Origin of the sequence: Leclercia sp. 29361, from assembly GCF_011290365.1 — a bacterium.
In the GTDB taxonomy this organism is placed as follows: domain Bacteria; phylum Pseudomonadota; class Gammaproteobacteria; order Enterobacterales; family Enterobacteriaceae; genus Enterobacter; species Enterobacter tamurae.
On record NZ_CP049786.1, the window covers coordinates 1,428,773 to 1,453,751 of the forward strand.

Consider the following 24,979-nt stretch of genomic DNA (forward strand, 5'->3'; position numbering starts at 1 on the left):
AAATAGCCTGCTTTTTTATACTAAGTTGAGCGAAACGGGAAGATTAAAAGGCGAAAAGTTACTTTTTATTCCCACGCTTAGCGGGAAAGTTGTCACAAATAAATAACAATTTCGGTAAAGGCGATTGACAGGGCAACGGGAATGAAAATAAATGTCTATACAACTCATGACAAGCGGAAGCCCGATGCTGCAACTTCATCCCGACGACGTAGTCTGGCGTAACCTGCGCCTCGCGACCCTGGATCCCGACCACGGCACACCTTATGGCCTGCTGGAGAACCGGGCGTTAATTGTGCGCGGTGAGACCATCCTGGCGATCGTGCCTGACGCCGGCCTCCCTCAGGATCTCCCCAATGCCATCAATTTACAGGGGCGGCTGGTCACGCCGGGCCTGATCGACTGCCACACCCACCTGGTTTTTGGTGGCGACCGGGCCGCCGAGTGGGAGCAGCGGCTGAACGGTGTCTCCTATCAGACCATCAGCGCCCAGGGCGGCGGGATTAACGCCACGGTGACTGCTACCCGGGAGAGCACGCCGGTGCAGCTTGAGCAGCTGGCGCAGCAGCGTTTACAGCGGCTGATGCGCGAAGGGGTCACCACTATCGAAATCAAATCGGGTTACGGCCTCAACGACGAAACGGAAGAGAAGATGCTGCGCGTGGCCCAGCGTCTGGCTCAGACTAACCCCATTGAGATCAGCCCGACGCTGCTGGCCGCCCACGCCGTGCCGAAAGAGTATCGTCAGGATCCGGATGCGTACATCGCCCACGTGTGCCAGCACACCCTCCCGCAGCTGTGGGAGAAAGGCCTTTTCGACGCCGTGGATGTCTTCTGCGAGAACGTCGGTTTTACCCCTGAACAGAGCGAGCGGGTATTCCAGGCGGCACAGGCCCGGGGGATCCCGATTAAAGGCCATGTCGAGCAGCTCTCGAACCTCGGCGGCACCGCGCTGGTAAGCCGCTATCACGGATGGTCTGCCGATCACATTGAATATCTCGATGAAGCCGGAGTATGCGCGATGGCGCAGAGCGGCACCGTGGCGGTGCTGCTGCCCGGCGCATTCTATTTCCTGCAGGAGCGCCAGCGCCCGCCGGTCACCCTGTTGCGCCAGCACGGGGTGCCGATGGCGGTCGCTACCGACTACAACCCCGGCACCAGCCCCTTTGCCAGCCTGCATCTGGCGATGAACATGGCCTGCGTCCAGTTTGGTTTAACCCCCGAAGAGGCGTGGGCAGGGGTGACCCGCTACGCCGCCCAGGCGCTGGGTCGCGGTGCCACGCACGGCCAGCTGAAGGCCGGGTTTGTCGCCGATCTGGCAATCTGGGATGCCAAAAGCCCGGTGGAGATGGTTTATGAGCCGGGGCGTAATCCGCTTTATCAGCGCGTATTCAGAGGAAAAGTCCAATGAGCCTGTGGCAGCCGGTAGCACCTGATATCTGGCAGGGGCGCGACGACACCCGCGAGGCCAGCAACGCGCTGCGCCTGTTCCAGACCGTGCAACTTAGCGATTCGCCACATCCGTCCGGGGAGGGTATCGCCCTGATCGGCTTTGCCTGCGACGAAGGGGTCAGACGCAACCAGGGCCGGACCGGTGCGGCGCAGGCTCCGGACCTGTTACGCCGTGCGCTGGCGAACATGGCCAGCCATCAGGGCCACGCGCGGCTGATCGACATGGGTAACATTCACGTGGAAGGGGAGTCGCTCGAGCCCGCCCAGCAGGCGCTGAGCGAGACGGTCACCGCCTGCCAGCAGTCCGGGATGCGCACCCTGGTCTTCGGCGGTGGACATGAGACCGCCTGGGCCCACGGACGCGGCGTGCTGGATGCGTTTCCCAACGAGCGGGTGGTGATTATCAACCTCGATGCGCATCTCGATCTGCGTCACGCCAGCCAGGCGACCTCCGGAACCCCGTTCCGCCAGCTGGCGCTGTACTGCGCCGAACAGCAGCGTGAGTTTCACTATGCCTGCCTCGGCGTCAGCCGGGCGGCCAATACCCAGGCGCTGTGGGATGAAGCGGCCCGTCTTCAGGTCACCCTGGTGGAAGATCTCGACTTCCAGCAGCAGGCGCTGCCGGTGCTGGAAAGCATCCTCAGTCATGCCGATCGGGTCTATCTCACCATCGACCTCGACGTGATGCCTGCCGGGGAGATGCCCGCCGTGTCGGCACCTGCCGCACTGGGGGTTCCGGCCCGGGATCTGCTCCCGGTCATCGAGCGAATCTGTCGCAGCGGCAAACTGCAGGCGGCGGATCTGGTGGAATTGAACCCCGGTTTTGACCGCGACGGCCAGGGAGCGAAGCTCGCCGCCCGACTGGCCTGGCAAATAGCTCACTGGTGGGCGTAAAGCCTGTATATACTCGACTTTTTATCACGGCTTAAGGAATTGCTATGTTCTCTCGCGCCCCGCAGCAGCAGGCCAACACGCCAGCCCCTTTCTATGAAAAGGTCAAACAGGCGATTAGCCATCAGATCGCCACCGGCGTCTGGCGTCCGCACGATCGCATTCCGTCCGAGGCAGAGCTGGTGGCACAGTTCGGCTTTAGCCGGATGACCATCAACCGCGCGCTGCGGGAGCTGACCGATGAGGGGCTGCTGGTGCGTCTGCAGGGGGTGGGCACCTTCGTGGCCGAGCCAAAAGGGCAGTCGGCGCTGTTTGAAATTCGCAGCATTGCCGACGAGATTGCCTCCCGCAACCATCAGCACCGTTGTGAGGTGCAGTTCCTCGAAGAGACCCAGGCCAGCGCGGCACAGGCGACGGCGTTGAACGTCAAAGAGGGAACACGCATCTTCCACTCCCTGATGCTGCATTATGAAAACGACACCCCGGTGCAGATCGAGGATCGCTGCGTTAATGCCGCGCTGGTGCCGGATTACCTGCTTCAGGACTACACCGCCACCACGCCCCACGCTTATCTGTCGCTGGTCGCGCCGCTGACGGAAGGGGAGCATATCGTTGAGGCGGTGCGCGCTACCCCGCAGGAGTGCGAGCTGCTGCGCATAAAAGAGCAGGACCCCTGCCTGCTGATCCACCGCCGTACCTGGTCAGCCTCGCACATCGTGTCCCACGCCAGACTGCTGTTCCCGGGTAACCGCTACCGGCTGCAGGGTCATTTCATGTCATAAGCCAAAAGCGTGATTGCTGACGCAATATAACAAAAATGTATCGAAATTGTTAAAACCAGCCTTGTGTGCACTTGTCTATACAAGTATATCTTACTGTATATTCTGTCCCCAATGAGGAGCACACAATGTCGTCAGGAAAGTATCGCCAGCAAGAGATCCGCGCCCCCCGTGGCACCACGTTAACGGCCAAAAGCTGGCTCACCGAAGCCCCGCTGCGCATGTTGATGAACAACCTCGATCCGGACGTGGCGGAAAACCCGAATGAGCTGGTGGTGTATGGCGGGATTGGCCGCGCGGCACGCAACTGGGCCTGCTATGACGCCATTGTCAAATCCCTCACCGAACTGGAAAACGACGAAACCCTGCTGGTGCAGTCCGGCAAACCGGTCGGCGTGTTCAAAACTCACGAAAACGCCCCGCGGGTGCTGATTGCCAACTCCAACCTGGTGCCGCACTGGGCCACCTGGGAACACTTTAACGAGCTGGATGCGAAGGGGCTGGCGATGTATGGCCAGATGACCGCCGGGAGCTGGATCTACATCGGCAGCCAGGGCATCGTTCAGGGCACTTACGAGACCTTTGTCGAGGCCGGTCGCCAGCACTATAACGGCTCCCTGAAAGGGCGTTGGGTCCTGACCGCGGGCTTAGGCGGCATGGGCGGCGCACAGCCGCTGGCGGCCACCCTGGCGGGGGCCTGCTCCCTGAACATTGAGTGCCAGCAGAGCCGCATCGATTTCCGTCTGCGTACCCGTTACGTCGATGAGCAGGCCGATTCGCTGGACGACGCCCTGGCGCGCATTAACAAATACACCCAGCAGGGCAAAGCGGTCTCGATTGCCCTGTGCGGCAACGCAGCCGATATCCTGCCGGAAATGGTGGCCCGCGGCGTGCGTCCGGACCTGGTCACCGACCAGACCAGCGCCCACGATCCGCTCCACGGCTACCTGCCCAAAGGCTGGAGCTGGGAAGCGTACCAGCAGAAAGCGCAGCAGGATCCGGAAGGTACCGTGCTGGCGGCGAAGCGTTCGATGGCCGAGCACGTCAACGCGATGCTGGCCTTCAGCCAGCAGGGGGTCCCGACCTTCGATTACGGCAACAACATCCGCCAGATGGCGAAAGAGATGGGCGTCACCAACGCCTTTGACTTCCCGGGCTTTGTTCCCGCCTATATCCGTCCGCTGTTCTGCCGTGGGATCGGCCCGTTCCGCTGGGTGGCGCTCTCCGGTGATCCGGAAGATATCTACAAAACCGACGCCAAAGTGAAAGAGATTGTCGCCGATGATGAGCATCTGCATCACTGGCTGGATATGGCCCGGGAGCGCATTAGCTTCCAGGGGCTGCCGGCGCGTATCTGTTGGGTCGGGCTGGAGTGGCGCCAGAAGCTGGGCCTGGCCTTTAACGAAATGGTCCGCAGGGGTGAAGTCTCCGCGCCAATCGTCATCGGTCGCGACCATCTCGACTCCGGCTCGGTTGCCAGCCCGAACCGCGAAACCGAAGCGATGCAGGACGGCTCCGACGCGGTCTCCGACTGGCCGCTGCTGAACGCGCTGCTCAACACCGCCAGCGGCGCGACCTGGGTCTCGCTGCACCACGGCGGCGGGGTCGGGATGGGCTTCTCCCAGCATGCCGGGATGGTGATCGTCTGCGACGGCACCGATGAAGCTGCGGCCCGTATTGCCCGCGTCCTGCACAACGATCCGGCGACAGGCGTAATGCGCCATGCGGATGCCGGGTATGACATTGCCATCGACTGCGCGAAAGAGCAGGGCCTGAACCTGCCGATGATCGCTGCGACACAAGGAAAGCACTGATGAACGCCTTAACCCTGACCCCCGGTACCCTGACGCTGGCCCAGCTGCGCCAGGTCTGGCAACAGCCCCTCCAGCTGACGCTCGACGAGTCGGCCCATAAGGCCATTAACGACAGCGTCGCCTGCGTTGAAGCCATTGTTGCCGAAGGGCGCACCGCCTACGGGATCAACACCGGTTTTGGCCTGCTGGCGCAAACGCGCATCGCCACCCATGACCTGGAAAATCTGCAACGTTCGCTGGTGCTGTCCCACGCGGCTGGCGTTGGAGAGCCGCTGGACGACGACATTGTGCGCCTGATGATGGTGCTGAAGATTAACAGCCTGGCGCGCGGTTTCTCCGGCATCCGCCTGAGCGTGATTCAGGCCCTGATTGCTATGGTCAATGCCGGAGTGTACCCGTGGATCCCTGCCAAAGGCTCGGTCGGTGCTTCCGGAGACCTGGCCCCGCTGGCGCACATGTCCCTGACCCTGCTCGGGGAGGGCAAAGCCCGCTATCGTGGCGAGTGGTTACCGGCAGCCACCGCTCTGCAAAAAGCGGGTCTGGCTCCGGTGACGCTGGCGGCGAAAGAGGGGCTGGCACTGCTGAACGGCACCCAGGCCTCCACCGCCTTTGCGTTGCGCGGCCTGTTTGAAGCCGAAGATCTGTTTGCCTCGGCGGTGGTCTGCGGGGCGCTGACCACCGAAGCGGTGCTCGGCTCCCGTCGTCCGTTCGATGCGCGCATTCATGAGGTGCGTGGCCAGCGCGGACAGATTGACGCTGCGGCGCTGTTCCGCCACGTCCTGACCGACACCAGCGCCATTGCCGAGTCGCATCACAACTGCGACAAGGTGCAGGACCCGTACTCCCTGCGCTGTCAGCCCCAGGTGATGGGTGCCTGCCTGACCCAGATGCGCCAGGTGGCGGAGGTGCTGCTGGTGGAATCCAACGCTGTTTCCGATAACCCGCTGGTATTCGCCGCGGAAAACGAAGTGGTCTCCGGGGGCAACTTCCACGCCGAACCGGTGGCGATGGCGGCGGATAATCTGGCCCTGGCTATCGCCGAGATCGGCGCGCTGTCGGAGCGCCGTATCGCCCTGATGATGGATAAACACATGTCGCAGCTGCCGCCGTTCCTGGTGCGCAATGGCGGGGTTAACTCCGGGTTTATGATTGCCCAGGTCACCGCCGCCGCGCTGGCAAGCGAGAACAAGGCTCTGTCGCACCCGCACAGCGTGGACAGCCTGCCGACCTCAGCGAATCAGGAAGATCATGTCTCCATGGCCCCGGCGGCGGGGCGCCGCTTATGGGAGATGGCGGGGAACACCCGTGGGGTGCTGGCGGTTGAGTGGCTGGCGGCCTGTCAGGGGGCGGATCTGCGCGATGGTCTGACGTCGAGCCCGCTGCTGGAGCAGGCGCGGCATATCCTGCGGGAGCAGGTGGTGCATTATGATGACGACCGCTTCTTTGCCCCGGATATTGATGCAGCGATAGGGCTGCTGAATAAAGGCAGTCTGGTCGGGTTGTTACCGGCCTTCCTGTAAAAACACGCCCGGTGGCGCTGCGCTTACCGGGCCTACAACATCTGGGTTATCACGCGATTTGTAGGCCGGGTAAGGCGCAGCCGCCTCCCGGCTTTTTTTATGAATACATCGCCGTAATCGACGCGCTGCCCAGGGTGTGGAAATGGACGTTAAAGCCCACCATCGCGCCGCTCGCCTCTTCATCCACCTCAATTCTCTCCACATTCAGCGCATGCACCGTGAAGATATAGCGATGGGTTTCGCCTTTCGGCGGGGCCGCGCCGCCGTATCCCGCTTTACCAAAGTCGGTGCGGGTTTCAACGGCACCCTCCGGCAGCGCCACCAGCGAGGAGCCGGAACCCTGCGGCAGCACGCGGGTATCGGCGGGGATATTGGCGACAATCCAGTGCCACCAGCCGGAGCCGGTAGGGGCATCCGGGTCGTAGCAGGTCACAACAAAGCTTTTGGTGCCCGACGGCACCTCGTCCCACGCCAGATGCGGGGAGATGTTATCCCCCTCGTAACCCATACCGTTAAACACATGGCGCAGCGGGAGTTTATCGCCGTCGCGCAGATCCTGACTGATAAGTTTCATCCTGTTTCTCCGTAATGAGCTCTGCCAGAAGTGTAACCTATAAACTAACGCGTAAAGTGCGCAGGCGCCTGAACGGCATCCACCACCGCCCGGGTCAGCTTGCTGAGCTGGTCCGGGCGAATCACATACGGCGGCATCAGATAGATTAACTTGCCGAACGGCCGCACCCAGACGCCGCGCGCCACGAAGAAGCGTTGCAGCGCCGCCATGTTCACCGGATGAGTGGTTTCGACAACGCCGATAGCCCCCAGCACCCGCACGTCGGCGACAAACTCAGAATCCCGCGCCGCGGCCAGCTCCTCCTGCAACTGGGCTTCGATGGCGGCCACCTGATCCTGCCACTCGCCGCTCTCCAGCAACGCCAGGCTCTCGCTGGCGACCGCGCAGGCCAGCGGGTTGCCCATAAAGGTCGGGCCATGCATAAAGCAGCCTGCTTCACCGTTGCTGATGGTCTCCGCCACCTGACGGGTAGTGAGGGTAGCCGACATCGTCATGGTACCGCCGGTCAGGGCTTTGCCGAGACAGAGAATGTCCGGGGTGATGCCCGCGTGCTCGCAGGCAAACAGCTTGCCGGTACGCCCGAAGCCGGTGGCAATTTCATCGGCAATCAGCAGAATCCCCTCGCGGTCACACATCCTGCGAATGCGCTTCAGCCACTCGGGATGGTACATGCGCATCCCGCCCGCGCCCTGCACGATGGGCTCGAGGATCACCGCCGCAATCTCATGACGGTGGGCGGCCATCAGGCGGGCAAAGCCGACCATGTCCATCTCATCCCACGCGCCGTCAAAGCGGCTCTGCGGCGCCGGGGCGAAGAGGTTTTCCGGCAGATAGCCTTTCCACAGGCTGTGCATCGAGTTGTCGGGATCGCACACCGACATCGCGCCAAAGGTATCGCCGTGGTAGCCGTTGCGGAAGGTGATAAACCGCTGACGGCTTTCGCCCTTCGCGTGCCAGTACTGCAGGGCCATTTTCATCGCCACTTCCACCGCCACCGAGCCGGAATCGGCCAGGAAGACGCACTCCAGCGTCTCTGGGGTCATCGCCACCAGCCGACGGCAGAGATCCACTGCCGGTTGATGGGTAATCCCGCCGAACATCACGTGCGACATGCGGTCAATCTGGGCTTTCATCGCCGCGTTGAGTCGGGGGTGGTTATAGCCATGAATGGCCGCCCACCAGGAGGACATACCGTCCACCAGCTGTTCGCCGCTGGCCAAAGTCAGCTCGCAGCCGTGCGCTTCCGCTACTGGATAGACCGGCAGGGGCTGGGTCATGGAGGTGTAGGGATGCCAGATGTGTTGCCGATCGAAGGCGAGATCGTCCGTTGTCATAATCGACTTGTAAACCATTTTGAAAACATTTAGGTTTACGAGTATAAACCGAACCCATCCTGAACTAAACCCCTTTGGAGACGCCCCATGGCTCACCAGGCTCGCTGGACATTGTCGCAAGTCACTGCATTATTTGAAAAACCCCTGCTTGAACTGCTGTTTGAAGCGCAGCAGATCCACCGTCAGCACTTCGACCCGCAGCAGGTTCAGGTCAGCACCCTGCTGTCGATCAAGACCGGGGCCTGCCCGGAAGATTGCAAATACTGCCCGCAAAGCGCGCGCTACAAAACCGGTCTCGAGTCCGAACGCCTGATGGAAGTGGAGCAGGTGCTGGAGTCGGCCCGTCAGGCGAAAAACGCCGGTTCGACCCGCTTCTGCATGGGGGCGGCCTGGAAAAACCCGCACGAGCGCGACATGCCGTATCTCGAGCAGATGGTGCAGGGCGTGAAGGCGATGGGCCTCGAAGCCTGTATGACCCTCGGCACGCTGGACGATACCCAGGCCCAGCGCCTGGCTTCGGCGGGGCTGGATTACTACAACCACAACCTCGACACCTCCCCGGAGTTCTACGGCAACATCATCACCACCCGTACCTATCAGGAGCGCCTGGACACGCTGGACAAAGTGCGCGATGCGGGGATTAAGGTCTGCTCGGGCGGGATTGTCGGCTTAGGCGAAACGGTGACCGATCGCGCCGGTCTGCTGCTGCAGCTGGCGAACCTGCCGACCCCGCCGGAGAGCGTGCCGATCAACATGCTGGTGAAGGTCAAGGGCACCCCGCTGGCGGACAACGACGACGTCGACGCCTTTGATTTTATCCGCACCATTGCGGTGGCGCGGGTGATGATGCCAACCTCGTTCGTACGCCTCTCGGCGGGCCGCGAGCAGATGAACGAGCAGACCCAGGCGATGTGCTTTATGGCCGGGGCTAACTCCATCTTCTACGGCTGCAAGCTGCTCACCACGCCGAACCCGGAAGAGGACAAGGACGTGCAGCTGTTCCGCAAGCTGGGGCTGAATCCACAGCAGACCGCGGTGCTGACCGGCGATAACGAGCAGCAGCACCAGCTCGAACAGCAGCTTTTCAACGCCGATACCGACCAGTTCTATAACGCGGCGACGGTATGACCTGGCAACAACGCATCGATGCCGCCCTCGACGCACGCCGGGCGGCAGACGCCCTGCGCGTGCGCACCCCGGTGGAGAACGGCGCCGGGCGCTTTCTCATCCGTGAGCAACGGCGGTACTGCAACTTCTCCGGCAATGACTATCTCGGTCTGAGCCATCACCCTGAGATTATCCGCGCCTGGCAGCAGGGTGCGGAGCAGTACGGGGTGGGCAGCGGCGGCTCCGGCCACGTCAGCGGCTACACCCACGCGCATCAGGCCCTGGAGGAGCACCTTGCCGGGTGGCTCGGCTATCCGCGCGCGCTGCTGTTTATCTCCGGCTTTGCCGCCAATCATGCGCTGATTGCCGCCTTGACCGGCAAGGACGATCGCATTGTCGCCGACCGCTTAAGCCACGCCTCGCTGCTGGAAGCCGCCAGCCAAAGCCCGGCCCAACTCAGGCGCTTTGCCCATAACGATGTCGCCCAGCTGGACTCGCTGCTGGATAAACCCTGCGACGGGCAACAGCTGGTGGTGACCGAGGGGATCTTCAGCATGGACGGCGACAGCGCCCCGCTGGGTGTGATTCATGCGGCGGCCCAGCTCCGGGGCAGCTGGCTGCTGGTGGACGACGCCCACGGCATCGGCGTCACCGGGCCAGAGGGGCGCGGAAGCGCCGCCAGCCAGGGCGTGAAGCCAGAACTGCTGGTGGTGACCTTTGGCAAAGGCGTCGGGGTCAGCGGGGCGGCAGTGCTGTGCAGCGATGCCGTTGCCGACTACCTGCTGCAGTTCGCCCGCCATCTGATCTACAGCACCAGCATGCCGCCTGCCCAGGCGGTGGCGCTGCTGGCGGCGTTTAACGTTATTCGCAGCGACGAGGGCGACGCGCGTCGCCAGCGGCTGGCGGCTTTGATCGACCAGTTCCGCGCGGGCGTGCGCGATCTGCCGGTGCAGATCACCGCCTCGCAGAGCGCCATTCAGCCGCTGATCGTCGGCGAAAACGCACGCGCCCTGCACCTGGCGCAGAGGCTCAGAGATCAGGGGATCTGGGTAACCGCCATTCGTCCCCCCACCGTCCCAGCGGGCACGGCGCGCCTGCGCCTGACCCTGACGGCGGCCCATCAACCGGAAGATATCACCGCGTTAGTGGAGGCGCTGCATGTCGCAGGTGAATAAACAGGCGATTGCCGCCGCCTTCGGCCGGGCGGCGCAGAGTTATTCCCGCCACGATGCACTCCAGCGGCAAAGTGCCGACGGGCTGCGGGCCCTGCTGGCAGAGACCCGGTTCGCCAGCGTGCTGGATGCTGGCTGCGGCCCGGGGAGCAACAGCCTGGCATGGCGCCAGACCGGGAGCGTTGTGACGGCGATGGATCTCTGCGCCCCGATGCTGGAGGAGGCGCGCCGCAACCAGGCCGCCGATAGCTATCTGCAGGCCGATATCGAAGCTATTCCGCTGGCCGATGCGCAGTTCAGCCTGGTCTGGAGCCATCTGGCGGTGCAGTGGTGCGCCAGCCTGCCCCGGGCGCTGACCGAGCTCTGGCGAGTGACGCAGCCGGGGGGCAAGGTGGCTTTCACCACGCTGCTCAACGGCTCGCTGCCGGAGCTCAATCAGGCCTGGCAGGCGGTGGACACCCAGCCGCACGCCAACCGCTTTCTGACCGGGGAGCAGGTGAACGATGCCCTCTCCGGCTGGCAATACCGCTGTGCGGTTCAGACCGTCACCCTGCTGTTTGACGATGCGCTCAGCGCCATGCACTCCCTGAAGGGGATCGGCGCCACCCATCTGCACGCCGGGCGGGCCGATAAGCCGTTAACCCGCGGCCAGCTGCAGCAGCTGGCGCAGGCCTGGCCTCAGCAGGCGGGAAAATTCCCGCTCTCTTATCAACTTTTTCATGGAATTATCGAACGTGACTGAACGTTATTTTGTCACCGGTACCGACACTGAAGTCGGTAAAACCGTCGCCAGCACCGCCCTGTTACAGGCCGCACGAGCGCTGGGCCGCAACACCGCTGGCTACAAACCGGTGGCCTCCGGCAGCGAGATGACTGCGCAGGGGCTGCGCAACAGCGATGCTCTGGCATTACAGCGCAACAGCAGCCTGGCGCTGAGCTACCCGGCGGTGAACCCCTATACCTTCGCCGAGCCGACGTCGCCGCATATCGTCAGCGCTGACGAGCAGCGGCCCATTGAGTTTGCCACCCTCTCGGCAGGATTGCGGGCGCTGGAGACCCAGGCTGACTGGGTGCTGGTGGAAGGGGCGGGCGGCTGGTTCACGCCGCTGTCCCAGGAGCAGACCTTCGCCGACTGGGTGATGGCCGAGCGCCTGCCGGTGATCCTGGTGGTGGGGGTGAAGTTGGGGTGTATCAACCACGCGATGCTGACCGCGCAGGCGATCCGCCAGGCGGGGCTGCATTTTGCCGGCTGGGTAGCAAACGGAGTGGTGGTGCCCGGCAAACGCCATGCCGAATACATGGCGACGCTCAGACGCGTGCTCTCCGCGCCGCTGCTGGGGGAGATCCCCTGGCTGGGCGCGCAGGCCGACACCTCAGCCGTCGGGCAATACCTCGACCTTACTGCGCTGACGCCGTCGGCCCCATCCAGTGGGCAATCATCGGGTCATCCAGCTCGCTGACCCGGCCCTGAGCCACGTTTCGCCCCCGGTAAAGCAGGCAAAAGCGATCCGCCACTCGCCGGATCAGGGAGAGGTGCTGCTCGGCCAGCAGTACCGATAGCCCGAGCTCCCGGTTGAATCTCAGCAGCAGCTGCGCCAGCTTGACGGTAAACAACTGCCCGGTGCCGCGGCTGGGCTCGTCGAGGATCAGCAGGCGAGGGCGGGTCACCAGTGCATTCGCCAGCGCCAGCTGATACTGCTGGTCGTCGTTCAGGCCGGAGGCCCGTAGCTGGCGCAGCGGGTATAGCTCCGGGAAAAACTCAAAAACATCGCGGCTCAGCGACCCGCCCGCGATGCCTTTCGCCATCTGTGCGATATGCAGATTCTCCTCGACCGTCAGTTGCGAAAAGATCCGCCTGTCCTGCGGCACAACGCTAATTTCCGTCCCGGCCTGGTTTACTGCACCGGGAGCCTCGTGCCAGACCATGGTACCGCTGGCGATAGGCAGCAGGCCGGCAATACAGCTCACGAGGGTGGTTTTCCCCATCCCGGGTAGCCCGACGACGCCGGTGCAGACGCCAGGAGGGAGATCGAGGTCAACGTTCCACAGGGTGTGGCGATCCCCGTAATACTGATTTACGGCGCGCAGGCTTAACATGGTAATGCTCCTTTTCAGGTAACGGCGACCTTGATACTCTGCAAGACTCTTGCCACTGCCCGGGAAACGGCGATTAAAGCTCCTTTTTTAAGAATTGGCTCAAAAATCAGCACGACGAGGCCCGAACCCTGCACCGCGTCGGGGCCCTGAATGAGGTTGCTGGTGCAGGTGCTATTTTGGTTAAAATGTGAGCAGTGCCTCACCAATTCTTTCGCTGTTTTTTGTCATAAGATCGCCATAATTGGGTGATAAAAATTTTTTACCGCCCCGCTGTGGGTAAAAACCGGGAACGGGCCGAGTCACGTTCCGTATGGGCTGGAGGCAGTTATCCACTATTCCTGTGGATAACCATGTGCATTAGAGTTAGAAAACACAGGGTAAGCGAGAGAATACGCGGCCTGCGCCTGAATTGCTGCGAAACGCGTCTTTTTGAAAACTTTAATGCAGATCAACGCCTTAAATAAAAGCAATCATTGTCATCAAAGTGTCAATTTGATGGGCTACTGTCCGGCGGCTCGCCTTGACAAATGTTAAAAAACAAAAAATTCTGGGGATAACCGACCCCTGTTGGAATTTTATCCCGTTACAGCCGAAATTTTACGCAGCTTCGCTTGATTCCTGCTGGTGGTGGCACAAAATGGCGCGGATGCTACTGGGTTTATATCCAGTATAAATTACTGGCAAAAATAGCCATGAGGAGTAAAATTACACACCTGCCGTATTAACCATCATCAGGTCGCCGTTCATGAGTAAACCGTTCAAACTGAATTCCGCTTTCCGTCCTTCCGGCGATCAGCCTGAAGCGATTCGCCGTCTGAAAGAGGGGCTGGAGGATGGGCTTGCACACCAGACGCTGCTGGGGGTGACGGGTTCGGGTAAAACCTTTACCGTCGCCAACGTGATCGCCGATCTGCAACGGCCGACGATGGTGCTGGCGCCTAATAAAACCCTGGCCGCGCAGCTCTACGGCGAGATGAAAGAGTTCTTCCCCGATAACGCGGTGGAGTACTTCGTCTCGTACTATGACTACTATCAGCCGGAAGCCTACGTCCCGAGCTCAGATACGTTTATCGAAAAAGATGCCTCGGTGAACGAGCATATCGAGCAGATGCGTCTTTCCGCGACCAAAGCCCTGCTTGAGCGTCGTGACGTGGTGGTGGTGGCTTCGGTGTCCGCCATTTACGGCCTCGGCGACCCCGATCTCTACCTGAAGATGATGCTGCACCTCACCCAGGGGATGATTATCGATCAGCGCGCCATCCTGCGCCGTCTGGCCGAGCTGCAGTACACCCGTAACGATCAGGCGTTCCAGCGCGGTACCTTCCGCGTTCGCGGCGAGGTTATCGACATCTTCCCGGCGGAGTCAGACGACTTCGCGCTGCGTGTGGAGCTGTTCGATGAAGAGGTGGAGCGGCTGTCGCTGTTTGACCCGCTGACCGGCCACGTGGAGTCGATTATTCCGCGCTTCACCGTCTACCCGAAAACCCACTACGTCACCCCGCGCGAGCGCATCGTGCAGGCGATGGAAGACATCAAGGTTGAGCTGGCGGATCGCCGCAAAACGCTGCTGGATAATAACAAGCTGCTGGAAGAGCAGCGCATCAGCCAGCGTACCCAGTTCGATCTCGAGATGATGAACGAGCTGGGCTACTGCTCCGGGATCGAAAACTACTCGCGCTATCTCTCTGGCCGTGGGCCGGGCGAGGCGCCGCCAACCCTGTTTGACTACCTGCCGGCGGATGGCCTGCTGGTGGTGGACGAATCCCACGTCACCATTCCGCAAATTGGCGGGATGTACCGCGGCGACCGGGCGCGTAAAGAGACTCTGGTGGAGTATGGCTTCCGCCTGCCGTCAGCGCTGGATAACCGTCCGATGAAGTTTGAAGAGTTTGAGGCGCTGGCGCCGCAGACCATCTACGTTTCCGCGACGCCGGGTAACTACGAGCTGGAGAAATCGGGCGACGAAGTGGTGGATCAGGTGGTGCGTCCCACCGGCCTGCTGGATCCGATTATCGAAGTGCGTCCGGTTGGCACCCAGGTGGACGATCTGCTGTCGGAGATCCGCGCCCGGGCATCCATCAACGAGCGCGTGCTGGTCACCACCCTGACCAAACGCATGGCGGAAGATCTCACCGAATACCTCGAAGAGCACGGCGAGAAGGTGCGCTATCTGCACTCGGATATCGACACTGTGGAGCGTATGGAGATCATCCGCGACCTGCGTCTTGGCGAGTTCGACGTGCTGGTGGGGATCAACCTGCTGCGTGAAGGGCTGGATATGCCGGAGGTGTCGCTGGTGGCGATTCTGGACGCCGATAAAGAGGGCTTCCTGCGCTCCGAGCGCTCGCTGATCCAGACCATCGGTCGTGCGGCGCGTAACGTTAACGGCAAAGCGATTCTCTACGGCGACAAGATCACCCCGTCGATGGCGAAAGCGATCGGTGAAACCGAACGCCGTCGCGAGAAGCAGCAGCAGTACAACGAAGAGCACGGCATCACGCCGCAGGGGCTGAACAAGAAGGTGGTGGATATCCTTGCGCTCGGCCAGAACATCGCCAAAACCAAAGCGAAGGGCCGCGGCAAGTCACGTTCACCGGTGGAGGCCGATACCGTTGCTCTGACGCCGAAAGCGCTGCAGCAGAAAATTCACGAGCTGGAAGGGCAGATGATGCAGCATGCGCAGAACCTGGAGTTCGAAGAGGCTGCGCAGATCCGCGACCAGCTGCATCAGCTAAGGGATCTGTTTATTGCGGCATCCTAGGTAAAAGCAAAATGGCAGCCTTCGGCTGCCATTTTTAGGGTTTGCACCTTCTCCCTGTGGGAGAAGGCCGGGATGAGGGCATCAGGCTGCGCTATCCTAACCCAACCCCTGCACCGCCTTCTCCAGCGCCACGCGGAGTAAATGCCGGTCATGGCGGTACTTAATGTCGCTCGCTTCGAGCGGCTCCTGCACTACCACCCGGCCTTCCATGCCTGATACATCAGTCCCAGGCCCGACCACCACCGCATCGATAATCTTTTTCCCGACATACTGCTCCATCAGCGCCAGCTTAGCGGACAGCGAAAGCCCGGCGGCGGCGGGGCTGAGCTCGCGACCCAGATTGCCGATGTAGACCACGGGCGCCGGTGTCCGGCGCAGCGCCTGGGCCAGCTCATTAATCAGCAGCAGCGGCATCAGGCTGGTGTAAAAACTGCCGGGGCCGACCAGAATTAAATCCGCTTCACCAATGGCCTCGACTGCTTCACGGGTCGCCGGAACGGTGGGGTAGAGCATCAGCTCTTTCGGCGGCAGCGCCAGCTGGTCGATATTCACTTCGCCATACACTTCATGGTCGTTACTGTCGATGGCCATCAAATCCACCGGAAGTTCGGACATTGGGATCAAAAACGCATCCACTTTGAGCAGGTTGCGGATTAAATTGATCGCCTCCAGAGGCCGCACGCTAAGGTGATCCAGCGCCTTTAACATCAGGTTTCCGAGGTTATGCCCCGAAAGTTCGCCATTACCGCCAAAACGGTACTCAAACATCGCCGAAGCGACGCTGGGTTCGGCGATGAGCTGGTTTAAGCAGTTGCGCATATCCCCCCAGGCGATCCCCCCTTCGGCACGACGAATTCGCCCGGTTGAACCGCCGTTGTCGGTGGTCGTCACGATCCCGGTTAGCCGTGAACCGAGGGATGACAGCGAGGACATCACCCGGCCCAGTCCGTGGCCTCCGCCGAGAGCGACAACGCGGTCGAGATCCGCAAAAGTGCGATTGCGCATAGAAATTCCTTAGTAAGACGAACACCTTAACAGTAACTCAACTACCCCTAAATGACGATGCTTCGCCCGGGGCTAAATGACATATATCAATACAATAATATGATAATGACGTATTCTGGGACGAAATGGCACGATCATGACGATATATACAAGTTTATATAACGAAAGACGATAATAGCGAAACTGCTTTTAACGAGCTACTATCGGCATAACCACGTTTTCGAAATCGAAAACATACACTCTAGCCTTTGCGCCTGTGTCGACAGATATGGTGCTCTGGCCGTGGCGGTTTCGCCACCAGGGTACAGAAAGAAATGACTGTGCCTCCCGTATCAGGAAAGGTGTACATGGCTTCACAACTTACCGATGCATTCGCGCGTAAGTTTTTTTACCTGCGTTTGTCTATTACCGATGTGTGCAATTTCCGTTGCACCTACTGCCTGCCGGACGGCTACAAACCCGGCGGCATCACTAATAACGGCTTTCTCTCCGTGGACGAAGTCCGCCGCGTGACGCGTGCGTTCGCCGCCATGGGCACGGAGAAGGTCCGTCTGACCGGCGGCGAACCCTCGCTGCGCCGTGACTTCACCGACATCATCGCCGCGGTACGCGAAAACGACAGCATCCGTCAGATTGCGGTGACCACCAATGGTTATCGTCTGGCACGCGATGTCGCCGAATGGCGCGACGCGGGGCTGACGGCCATCAACGTCAGCGTCGACAGCCTCGATGCCCGCCAGTTTCACGCCATCACCGGCCAGGATAAATTCCACCAGGTGATGGAGGGCATCGATGCGGCCTTTACGGCGGGCTTCGATAAGGTGAAGGTCAACACCGTGCTGATGCGCGATGTGAATCATCATCAGCTGGAGACCTTCCTGGCCTGGATCAAACCCCGCCGCATTCAACTGCGCTTTATCGAGCTGATGGAAACCGGCGAGGGCAGCGATCTCTTCTCCCGCCACCACATCTCCGGCATGGTGCTGCGCGATGAACTGCTCAAACGCGGCTGGATCCATCAGCTGCGCCAGCGCAGCGACGGCCCGGCGCAGGTCTTTTGTCACCCCGACTACGAAGGGGAGATCGGCCTTATCATGCCGTATGAAAAAGACTTCTGTGCCAGCTGTAACCGCCTGCGCGTCTCGTCGGTGGGCAAGCTGCACCTGTGCCTGTTTGGCGACGGTGGCGTGGACCTGCGCGATCTGCTGGCCGATGACGCCCAGCAGCAGGCGCTGGAAGCGCGCATTTCTGAGGCGCTGATGCACAAAAAACAGACCCACTTCCTGCATCAAGGCAACACCGGGATCACCCAGAACCTGTCCTATATCGGCGGGTAATCGCAAAAGGAATCAGAAGATGAGTCAGGTAAGCGCTGAATTTATCCCGACGCGTATTGCTATCCTTACCGTGTCCGAACGTCGCGGTGAAGAGGATGACACCTCCGGCCACTGGCTGCGCGATGCGGCCCACGAGGCGGGGCACCAGATTGTCGACAAGGTCATCGTCAAAGAGAACCGCTACGCCATTCGCGCGGAAGTGTCGCGCTGGGTAGCCAGCGACAACGTGCAGGTCGTCTTAATCACCGGCGGGACTGGCTTTACCGCGGGCGATCAGGCTCCGGAAGCGCTGCTGCCGCTGTTCGATCGCGAGATCGAAGGCTTCGGGGAGATGTTCCGCATGCTGTCGTTTGAAGAGATCGGCACCTCCACGCTGCAGTCGCGCGCCGTTGCCGGTATCGCCAACAACACGGTGATCTTTGCCATGCCGGGCTCCACCAAAGCCTGCCGCACCGCGTGGGAAAACGTCATTGCCCCGCAGCTGGATGCCCGTACGCGTCCGTGTAATTTCCATCCTCATCTGAAGAAGTAAGCTATGTCGCAACTGACCCACATTAATGCTGCGGGCGAAGCCCATATGGTGGATGTTTCCGCCAAGGCCGAAACCGTGCGTGAAGCCCGCGCGGAAGCGTTCGTCACCATGCTCCCCGAAACCCTGGCAATGATCATTGACGGCAGTCACCACAAAGGGGACGTCTTCGCCACGGCGCGGATCGCCGGGATCCAGGCGGCGAAACGCACCTGGGAGCTTATTCCGCTGTGCCATCCGCTGATGCTCAGCAAAGTCGAGGTTAACCTGCGGGCCGAGCCGGAGCATAACCGGGTGCGCATCGAATCACTCTGCCGCCTGACAGGCAAGACCGGGGTGGAGATGGAAGCTTTAACCGCCGCATCGGTGGCGGCGTTAACCATCTACGACATGTGCAAAGCGGTACAGAAAGACATGGTCATCGGCCCGGTTCGCCTGCTGGCGAAAAGCGGCGGTAAATCAGGTGATTTCAGGGCGGAAGAGAATGATTAAGGTACTGTTTTTTGCGCAGGTGCGTGAGCTGGTGAATACCGACAGCCTGACGCTGGAGAGGGAGTTCGACACCGTGGAAGCGCTGCGGGCGCATCTGGCGGCGCAGAGCGACCGCTGGGCGCTGGCGCTGGACGCCGGCAAACTGCTGGCGGCGGTGAACCAGACCCTGGTGGAGTTCAACCATCCGGTTACGTCGGGCGATGAAGTGGCCTTCTTCCCACCGGTCACCGGGGGCTGAGATGACAGAGACCAAAATCGTCGTCGATCAGGCGCGTTTCAACGTCGGCACCGAATACAGCTGGCTGGCGGAGCGTGACGAAGACGGGGCGGTGGTTACCTTCACCGGCAAAGTGCGTAACCATAATCTGGGCGACAGCGTGAAGGCGCTGACCCTGGAGCACTATCCGGGGATGACCGAAAAGGCGCTAACGGAGATCGTCGATCAGGCGCGGGAGCGCTGGCCGCTCGGTCGGGTAACGGTGATCCACCGCATCGGTGAGATGTGGCCCGGAGAAGAGATCGTCTTCGTGGGCGTCACCAGCGCCCATCGTGGCAGCGCCTTTGCCGCAGGCGAGTTTATTATGGATTATCTGAAAACCCGCGCTCCGTTCTGGAAGCGCGAAGCCACACCGGAAGGGGATCGCTGGGTGGAATCACGCGACAGCGACAAGGACGCTGCCAGCCGCTGGTAGCCGGATTGCGGGGATGTGTTAGGCTATAACAGTGTGTCCACTTAAAAAGGAGTGCGTTATGGACAGATTTCCCCGTTCCGATTCTATCGTGCAGACCCGTAGCGGCCTGCAAACTTATATGGCGCAGGTCTATGGCTGGATGACCTGCGGATTGCTGCTCACCGCGTTTGTCGCCTGGTTTTCCGCAAACACGCCTGCCGTGATGATGTTTGTCTTCTCCAGCAAAATTACCTTCTTTGGTCTGATTATCGCCCAGCTGGCGCTGGTGTTTGTCCTGTCCGGGCTGGTGCATAAGCTCAGTGCCGGGATGGCCACCACGCTGTTTATGCTCTACTCGGCGCTCACCGGTCTGACGCTTTCCAGCATCTTCATCGTCTACACCTACTCCTCGATCGCCAGCACCTTCGTGGTGGCAGGCGGGATGTTTGGCGCGATGAGCCTTTACGGCTACACCACCAAACGCGACCTGAGCGGCATGGGCAACATGCTGTTTATGGCGTTGATTGGTATCGTGCTGGCCTCGCTGGTTAACTTCTGGCTGAAGAGCGAAGCGCTGATGTGGGCGGTGACCTATATCGGGGTGATTGTGTTTGTCGGCCTGACGGCCTACGACACGCAGAAGCTGAAAAATATTGGGGAGCAGATCGACGTCCGTGACAGCTCTAACCTGCGCAAATACTCGATTCTCGGGGCGCTGACGCTCTATCTGGACTTTATCAACCTGTTCCTGATGCTGCTGCGCATCTTCGGCAACCGCCGGTAAGTGTTTTGCCCGGCGGCGCGTTGCTTGCCGGGCATTTTCCTCCTTCACTTTGCCATCTGCTGCTCGTTTTTGGCCCGCAGCTTCTTCGCCCGGCTCTCCAGCACCAGATAACAGACTGTTGCCAGCCCCAGCGGCAGGAAGTAATAGAGCATGCGATAGGCCAGCAGGGCGGCGATAATGGCGCCGTGAGAGACATGTTCCCCTGCCAGCAGGGCGATAAATACCGCTTCCAGCACGCCGATCCCGGCAGGAATATGCACAATCACCCCGGCGATACTGCTCACCAGCAGCACCCCCAGCACGAAGAAGTAGTTAATATCTTCGCCCAACAGCAGCCAGATAATCGCCCCCATTGCCATCCAGTTACCGGCTGAGATACCCATCTGCGCTAACGCAAAGCGCCATGAGGGGAGCACCAGCTTTTGCTTTTTGATGGTCACATGGCGCCGCTTCGCAAATGCACAGGCCCACAAATAGACCGCAATCACCAGCAGCAACACTACCCCAAGAATACGCAGCGTCGTCTGGTCGATGTACCAGTGGTCAGGCAGTTGCACCACCCCGGCGGTAAAGATCACCCCGCCCAACAGGATATAGCCCAGCCAGTTAGTGGTGATGCTCAGGGAGAAGATGCGGGTGATGGTGCTGCTGGGCAGCCCCAGGCGGGAGTAAAGCCGGTAGCGCATCCCAATGCCACCCACCCAGGTGCTCAGGGTCAGGTTAAAGGCATAGCAGATAAACGACACCAGCATCACCTGGCGTTTGGCCAGCTTATGCCCGCAGTAGCGCCGCCCGAGCAGGTCGTAGCAGCCATACAGCAGATAGCTCAGCACCACCAGCGCAATCGCACTCAGCAGCGACACCCGGTCATAGTCACGAATAACCTTCCAGACTTCAGTCCAGTCGACCTTTTTCGCGTAAACCACCAGCAGCACTGCAACGGCGATAAAAAATACCCAGGTAAGGATCTTTTTAGCCAGACGCCAGCGCGAATGTTTTTTGCTCATCAGGGTTTCACTCCCGTATGACCTGCTTCGACCCGGTCCTGGGTCTCCATTTCGGGCTGTACCGGCGGCGGCACCTGCGCCAGCTTCGGCGTATGGGCCGGCAACCAACCCACCAGCGCCGGGAAGTGGCGCAGGAAGTGGAACACCACCACGCTTTTACCCAGATTCCACCAGGTGCGTTTCGGCACCATCGTCTCATCCACTCGCACACAATCTTCGGCAATGATGGCGGTGAGATTGTCGCGCAAGGTCTGGTTAAACTCGCGATCGTGAATAATCAGGTTGGCCTCCAGGTTCAGCGACAGGCTGAGGGGATCGAGGTTGCTGGAGCCGACGGTCACCCAGTGATCGTCCATCAGCGCCACCTTGCCATGCAGGGGACGGCGGCGATATTCGTAAATCTCTACCCCACCTTTCACCAGATAGTTGTACAGCAGGCGTGCGCCCACCGTGACAATCGGCATATCCGGCTCGCCCTGCACAATCAGTCTGACCCGTACTCCGCGTCGCGCCGCGTTACGCATGGCGTGCAACAGGCGATAGCCGGGGAAGAAGTAGGCGTTGGCGATAATCACTTCCCGCCGGGCGTTGGTCAGCATCTTGAGATAGTGCCGCTCAATGTCGTCCCGGTGCTCTTCGTTATCGCGCCAGACAAACAGCGCCTGCGCCTCACCGGGTTTAACATTCTCTTCGGGGCGATGACGCCGCTTCCACCAGCGACGCACCGCGGCTTTGCCGGGCAGGTTCTCCACCACAAACTGCAAAATATCCTGCACCACCGGGCCTTCGACCTGGACGGCATAATCCTGTTTTGCCTCAGGACCGTAGTCCGACATATGTTCAGCGGAGTAGTTAATCCCGCCGACAAACGCTACCTGCTCATCCACCACCACAATTTTACGGTGCATACGCCGGAACACGTTGGTACGCATGCCTAGCAGAGGAGGGCGCGGATCGTAGTAACGGAACACCACTCCTGCCGCGGTGAGCTCCCCGACGAAATCGTCGTCGAGATCGGGGGAGCCGTAGCCGTCGAGCAGCACTTCGATATGCACACCACGCTGGGCGGCGCGCAGCAGGACGGCATGCAGCTTGCGGCCCACGTTGTCATCGAACCAGATGAACGTCTCAAGGAACACCCGGCTCTCGGCTTTCTCAATGGCGGCAAATACCGCCGGATAATAGTGATCGCCATTTTCCAGCAGCTTTATTCGGTTGCCGCTTTGCCATGAACATTTCATAGATGAATCTCCGCACTTAACGGCGCATGGTCGGAAAGGTGACGCCAGTTACTCAGTGCCAGCGCGGTCGGGCTGCTGGCATGGGCATTTTTGACATAGATACGATCGAGACGCAGCAGCGGCAACCTGACCGGGAAGGTACGGGCCGGCTTGCCGTGAGCAAGGGTAAACACCTCCTCCAGTCCAGCTTCCGCTTTCAGCGGATGGCTGGCGCGCTGACGCCAGTCGTTAAAGTCGCCAGCCACCACCACCGGGTCCCCCTCGGGCAGAGCGTTGACCCAGTCGGCCATCATCTGCAGCTGCGCCTGGCGATGTGCTTCCCGCAGGCCCAGGTGCACCGAGGCCACATGCAGGGGGATGTCCAGCTCCGGCACGGCTACCCGGCAGTAGAGCAGCCCACGTTTTTCGCTCTCGCCAACCGACACATCGTGATTTTCGTAATGTTCGATGGGATAGCGAGAGAGAATCGCATTGCCGTGATGCCCTTCAGGGTAGACGGCATTGCGCCCGTAGGCGTAATCGCTCCACATGGTGTCAGCGAGAAATTCGTAGTGGCTGGTGTCGGGCCAGTTTTCCACATGCAGCGGATGCACTTCATGCGCGCCCATCACCTCCTGCAGGCAGACAATATCCGCGCTGACGGTACGTACGGCGTCGCGCAGTTCGGGCAAAATGAAACGGCGGTTAAAAGCCGCGAATCCTTTATGAATGTTGATCGTTAACACTTTAAGCGAAAAATGCCGGGTTTGTTGGGCCATACACTCCTTCCCGCGTCACTATCCTGATGAAAATAAAGTGTAGTCGTCGTCACAAAAAGGTGCTGTGTTACGGAATTTTCCGTAAAGTGCGATAGTCTGAACAAGCAGAGTAAAATCCTTCAGGAGAGTGCCATGAAGTGGCAACAACGCATACGCGTCGCGACCGGTCTCAGTTGCTGGCAGATTATGTTGCATTTATTGGTGGTGGCCGTACTGGTGATGGCCTGGATGAGCGGCGCCCTGGTGCGTGTCGGCTTAGGATTATGTGTGTTGTACGGCGTTACCGTACTGTTAATGCTCTTTTTACAGCGTCATCATGACCAGCGCTGGCGCGAAGTGGCGGATGTGCTCGAAGAGCTGACCACCACCTGGTATTTTGGTGCGGCCGTCATCGTGTTGTGGCTGTTGTCCCGCGTGCTGCAAAACAACTATTTGCTGGCCGTCGCAGGGCTGGCGATCCTTGCCGGACCCGCGGTCGTTTCGCTGTTAGCCAAAGATAAAAAGCTACGCGATATTGCGTCTAAACATCGCGTACGCCACTGATCCCGTCACGGCCGCTATCACCAGTAGCGGCCACAAACTCCCCCAGACAATATCCAGACTCGCATCCTTGAGATAGATCTGCTTGGTGATATCGGTGAAGTGCCGGATCGGGTTCACCCAGGTTAAGTTTTGCAGCCACACCGGCATGTTCTCCACCGGCGAGACATAGCCCGAGAGCAGGATCGCCGGCATCATAAAGACAAACACCCCGATAAACGCCTGCTGCTGGGTTGAGCACAGCGCCGAGATCAGCAGCCCAAACCCCACCAGCGACAGCCCGTAAATCACCATCGTGAAGTAAAACAGCAGAAGCGATCCGGCAAAGGGGATGTGATAGGCCCAGATGCCAATCGCCAGCACAATACTGGCCTGAAAGGTGGCGACAATCAGCGCTGGAACCGCTTTGCCGACGAAGATCTGCCAGGTCGCCAGCGGGGAGACCAGCAGCTGATCCAGGGTGCCCTGTTCGCGCTCGCGGGCCACCGACAGCGAGGTCACAATCATCACCCCGATGGTGGTGATCATGGCGATCAGCGATGGCACCACGAACCATTTGTAGTCGAGGTTCGGGTTGTACCAGTTGCGCACCACCAGCTCGCTGTTGTTCGGTTTCGGTTTGCCCTCCATCAGCTCCTGCTGATACTCCTTCACCACCTGCTGCAGGTAGTTGGCGGCAATCTGGGCGCTGTTGGAGTTGCGTCCGTCGAGGATCAGCTGCATCGGGGCGGTTTGCAGAGTGTCGAGATTGCGGGAGAAATCGGCCGGGAAGCGTACCAGCAATAGCGCCTTTTGCGTGTCGATGGTCGGCTGGATCTCCTGCGGGCTGTTGAGGATCAGCACGTGGGTAAAGGCTTTGGCGCGGGCAAAGCGCTGGGTCAGCTCCACCGAATGTTTGCCGTTATCTTCGTTATAGATGGCGATGGTGGCGTTGGTCACCTCCAGGGTGGCCGCCCACGGGAACAGCAGCACCTGGATCAGCACCGGCAAAATCAAAATCGCCCGGGTCTGCGGCTCGCGCAGCAGGGATTGCAGCTCTTTGCGGATCAAGGTCCATAAACGGTAAAACATAGTCACTCCTCAAAACGCCGGGCGGCACTGCGTTTGCCCGGCCTAC

The 24,979-nt window shown here is 60.4% G+C and carries 25 protein-coding genes and 1 riboswitch; of the genes, 17 read left to right on the forward strand and 8 right to left on the reverse strand.

What is annotated here, in order from left to right:
* Window positions 1–184: 184 nt before the first annotated feature.
* From hutI to hutH, 5 genes are all read left to right on the forward strand, one after another.
* Window positions 185–1,408, forward strand: coding sequence for an imidazolonepropionase (hutI, locus tag G7090_RS06750; protein ID WP_166185129.1), 1,224 nt, complete (start codon window positions 185–187; stop codon window positions 1,406–1,408).
* Window positions 1,405–2,343, forward strand: a complete 939-nt coding sequence (hutG, locus tag G7090_RS06755) for a formimidoylglutamase (RefSeq protein WP_166181896.1) — start codon at window positions 1,405–1,407, stop codon at window positions 2,341–2,343. The genes hutI and hutG overlap by 4 nt, the downstream gene beginning before the upstream one ends.
* A gap of 44 nt (window positions 2,344–2,387) precedes the next feature.
* The gene (locus tag G7090_RS06760) at window positions 2,388–3,122 is read left to right on the forward strand and encodes a histidine utilization repressor (protein WP_106992405.1); all 735 of its coding nucleotides are present in this window, start codon (window positions 2,388–2,390) and stop codon (window positions 3,120–3,122) included.
* 125 nt (window positions 3,123–3,247) lie between these two features.
* Entirely contained in the window at window positions 3,248–4,933 is a 1,686-nt protein-coding gene (gene hutU, locus G7090_RS06765) for a urocanate hydratase (RefSeq protein WP_166181897.1), read from the forward strand.
* Complete coding sequence (hutH, locus tag G7090_RS06770; protein ID WP_166181898.1) at window positions 4,933–6,453, forward strand: histidine ammonia-lyase; 1,521 nt, start codon at window positions 4,933–4,935, stop codon at window positions 6,451–6,453. Before hutU ends, hutH begins: the two co-directional genes overlap by 1 nt.
* Window positions 6,454–6,550: 97 nt before the next feature.
* Here the strand turns inward: hutH and G7090_RS06775 are convergent, their stop codons facing one another.
* Both G7090_RS06775 and bioA read right to left on the reverse strand, forming a co-directional pair.
* Window positions 6,551–7,027: a kinase inhibitor gene (locus G7090_RS06775; RefSeq protein ID WP_166181899.1), complete on the reverse strand. Its 477-nt coding sequence runs from the start codon at window positions 7,025–7,027 to the stop codon at window positions 6,551–6,553.
* A gap of 44 nt (window positions 7,028–7,071) precedes the next feature.
* Window positions 7,072–8,379, reverse strand: coding sequence for an adenosylmethionine--8-amino-7-oxononanoate transaminase (gene bioA, locus G7090_RS06780; protein ID WP_166181900.1), 1,308 nt, complete (start codon window positions 8,377–8,379; stop codon window positions 7,072–7,074).
* Between the two features lie 69 nt (window positions 8,380–8,448).
* Here bioA and bioB point away from each other — a divergent pair, with 69 nt between their 5' ends.
* Genes bioB through bioD form a run of 4 tightly spaced genes read left to right on the forward strand, consistent with a single transcriptional unit; the run spans window position 8,449 to window position 12,100 of the window.
* Window positions 8,449–9,489: a biotin synthase BioB gene (bioB, locus tag G7090_RS06785; protein ID WP_166181901.1), complete on the forward strand. Its 1,041-nt coding sequence runs from the start codon at window positions 8,449–8,451 to the stop codon at window positions 9,487–9,489.
* Window positions 9,486–10,643 (forward strand): 8-amino-7-oxononanoate synthase, encoded by a 1,158-nt coding sequence (bioF, locus tag G7090_RS06790; protein WP_166181902.1) that lies wholly within the window; start codon window positions 9,486–9,488, stop codon window positions 10,641–10,643. Before bioB ends, bioF begins: the two co-directional genes overlap by 4 nt.
* On the forward strand, window positions 10,627–11,382 hold the full coding sequence (bioC, locus tag G7090_RS06795; protein WP_166181903.1) for a malonyl-ACP O-methyltransferase BioC: 756 nt from the start codon (window positions 10,627–10,629) through the stop codon (window positions 11,380–11,382). Before bioF ends, bioC begins: the two co-directional genes overlap by 17 nt.
* Window positions 11,375–12,100: a dethiobiotin synthase gene (bioD, locus tag G7090_RS06800; RefSeq protein ID WP_207630101.1), complete on the forward strand. Its 726-nt coding sequence runs from the start codon at window positions 11,375–11,377 to the stop codon at window positions 12,098–12,100. Before bioC ends, bioD begins: the two co-directional genes overlap by 8 nt.
* On the opposite strand, the gene G7090_RS06805 is transcribed toward bioD, so the two are convergent.
* On the reverse strand, window positions 12,039–12,737 hold the full coding sequence (locus G7090_RS06805) for an ABC transporter ATP-binding protein (protein ID WP_166181905.1): 699 nt from the start codon (window positions 12,735–12,737) through the stop codon (window positions 12,039–12,041). The two genes, bioD and G7090_RS06805, sit on opposite strands and share 62 nt — an antisense overlap.
* 745 nt (window positions 12,738–13,482) lie before the next feature.
* Here G7090_RS06805 and uvrB point away from each other — a divergent pair.
* Window positions 13,483–15,498, forward strand: coding sequence for an excinuclease ABC subunit UvrB (uvrB, locus tag G7090_RS06810; protein WP_106992415.1), 2,016 nt, complete (start codon window positions 13,483–13,485; stop codon window positions 15,496–15,498).
* Window positions 15,499–15,594: 96 nt separating this feature from the next.
* On the opposite strand, the gene yvcK is transcribed toward uvrB, so the two are convergent.
* The gene (yvcK, locus tag G7090_RS06815; RefSeq protein ID WP_106992416.1) at window positions 15,595–16,503 is read right to left on the reverse strand and encodes a uridine diphosphate-N-acetylglucosamine-binding protein YvcK; all 909 of its coding nucleotides are present in this window, start codon (window positions 16,501–16,503) and stop codon (window positions 15,595–15,597) included.
* Window positions 16,504–16,728: 225 nt separating this feature from the next.
* Window positions 16,729–16,863: riboswitch (molybdenum cofactor riboswitch) on the forward strand.
* On the opposite strand from yvcK, the gene moaA reads away from it, so the two are divergent.
* From moaA to G7090_RS06845, 6 genes are all read left to right on the forward strand, one after another.
* Window positions 16,851–17,840 carry a GTP 3',8-cyclase MoaA gene (moaA, locus tag G7090_RS06820; RefSeq protein ID WP_166181906.1) on the forward strand — a complete coding sequence of 330 codons (990 nt, stop codon included), beginning with the start codon at window positions 16,851–16,853 and terminating at the stop codon, window positions 17,838–17,840. (Overlaps the previous riboswitch by 13 nt.)
* A gap of 19 nt (window positions 17,841–17,859) precedes the next feature.
* Window positions 17,860–18,372, forward strand: coding sequence for a molybdenum cofactor biosynthesis protein B (moaB, locus tag G7090_RS06825; protein WP_106992418.1), 513 nt, complete (start codon window positions 17,860–17,862; stop codon window positions 18,370–18,372).
* A 3-nt stretch (window positions 18,373–18,375) separates the two neighbouring features.
* Window positions 18,376–18,861, forward strand: coding sequence for a cyclic pyranopterin monophosphate synthase MoaC (gene moaC, locus G7090_RS06830; protein WP_166181907.1), 486 nt, complete (start codon window positions 18,376–18,378; stop codon window positions 18,859–18,861).
* Window positions 18,854–19,099 (forward strand): molybdopterin synthase sulfur carrier subunit, encoded by a 246-nt coding sequence (moaD, locus tag G7090_RS06835; protein ID WP_106992419.1) that lies wholly within the window; start codon window positions 18,854–18,856, stop codon window positions 19,097–19,099. Before moaC ends, moaD begins: the two co-directional genes overlap by 8 nt.
* Window position 19,100: 1 nt before the next feature.
* Window positions 19,101–19,553: a molybdopterin synthase catalytic subunit MoaE gene (gene moaE, locus G7090_RS06840; RefSeq protein WP_106992420.1), complete on the forward strand. Its 453-nt coding sequence runs from the start codon at window positions 19,101–19,103 to the stop codon at window positions 19,551–19,553.
* Window positions 19,554–19,611: 58 nt separating this feature from the next.
* Entirely contained in the window at window positions 19,612–20,316 is a 705-nt protein-coding gene (locus G7090_RS06845) for a Bax inhibitor-1/YccA family protein (protein ID WP_106992421.1), read from the forward strand.
* Between the two features lie 44 nt (window positions 20,317–20,360).
* Here G7090_RS06845 and G7090_RS06850 read toward each other — a convergent pair whose 3' ends face one another.
* Genes G7090_RS06850 through G7090_RS06860 form a run of 3 tightly spaced genes read right to left on the reverse strand, consistent with a single transcriptional unit; the run spans window position 20,361 to window position 23,322 of the window.
* Entirely contained in the window at window positions 20,361–21,323 is a 963-nt protein-coding gene (locus G7090_RS06850) for a YbhN family protein (protein ID WP_106992427.1), read from the reverse strand.
* Window positions 21,323–22,564 carry a cardiolipin synthase ClsB gene (gene clsB / locus G7090_RS06855; RefSeq protein ID WP_166181908.1) on the reverse strand — a complete coding sequence of 414 codons (1,242 nt, stop codon included), beginning with the start codon at window positions 22,562–22,564 and terminating at the stop codon, window positions 21,323–21,325. Before clsB ends, G7090_RS06850 begins: the two co-directional genes overlap by 1 nt.
* Window positions 22,561–23,322 (reverse strand): endonuclease/exonuclease/phosphatase family protein, encoded by a 762-nt coding sequence (locus G7090_RS06860; protein ID WP_166181909.1) that lies wholly within the window; start codon window positions 23,320–23,322, stop codon window positions 22,561–22,563. Before G7090_RS06860 ends, clsB begins: the two co-directional genes overlap by 4 nt.
* 132 nt (window positions 23,323–23,454) lie before the next feature.
* Here G7090_RS06860 and G7090_RS06865 point away from each other — a divergent pair, with 132 nt between their 5' ends.
* On the forward strand, window positions 23,455–23,865 hold the full coding sequence (locus tag G7090_RS06865; RefSeq protein ID WP_106992430.1) for a YbhQ family protein: 411 nt from the start codon (window positions 23,455–23,457) through the stop codon (window positions 23,863–23,865).
* Here G7090_RS06865 and G7090_RS06870 read toward each other — a convergent pair.
* Window positions 23,827–24,933, reverse strand: a complete 1,107-nt coding sequence (locus G7090_RS06870) for an ABC transporter permease (RefSeq protein WP_166181910.1) — start codon at window positions 24,931–24,933, stop codon at window positions 23,827–23,829. The genes G7090_RS06865 and G7090_RS06870 overlap by 39 nt on opposite strands.
* Window positions 24,934–24,979 lie beyond the last annotated feature (46 nt).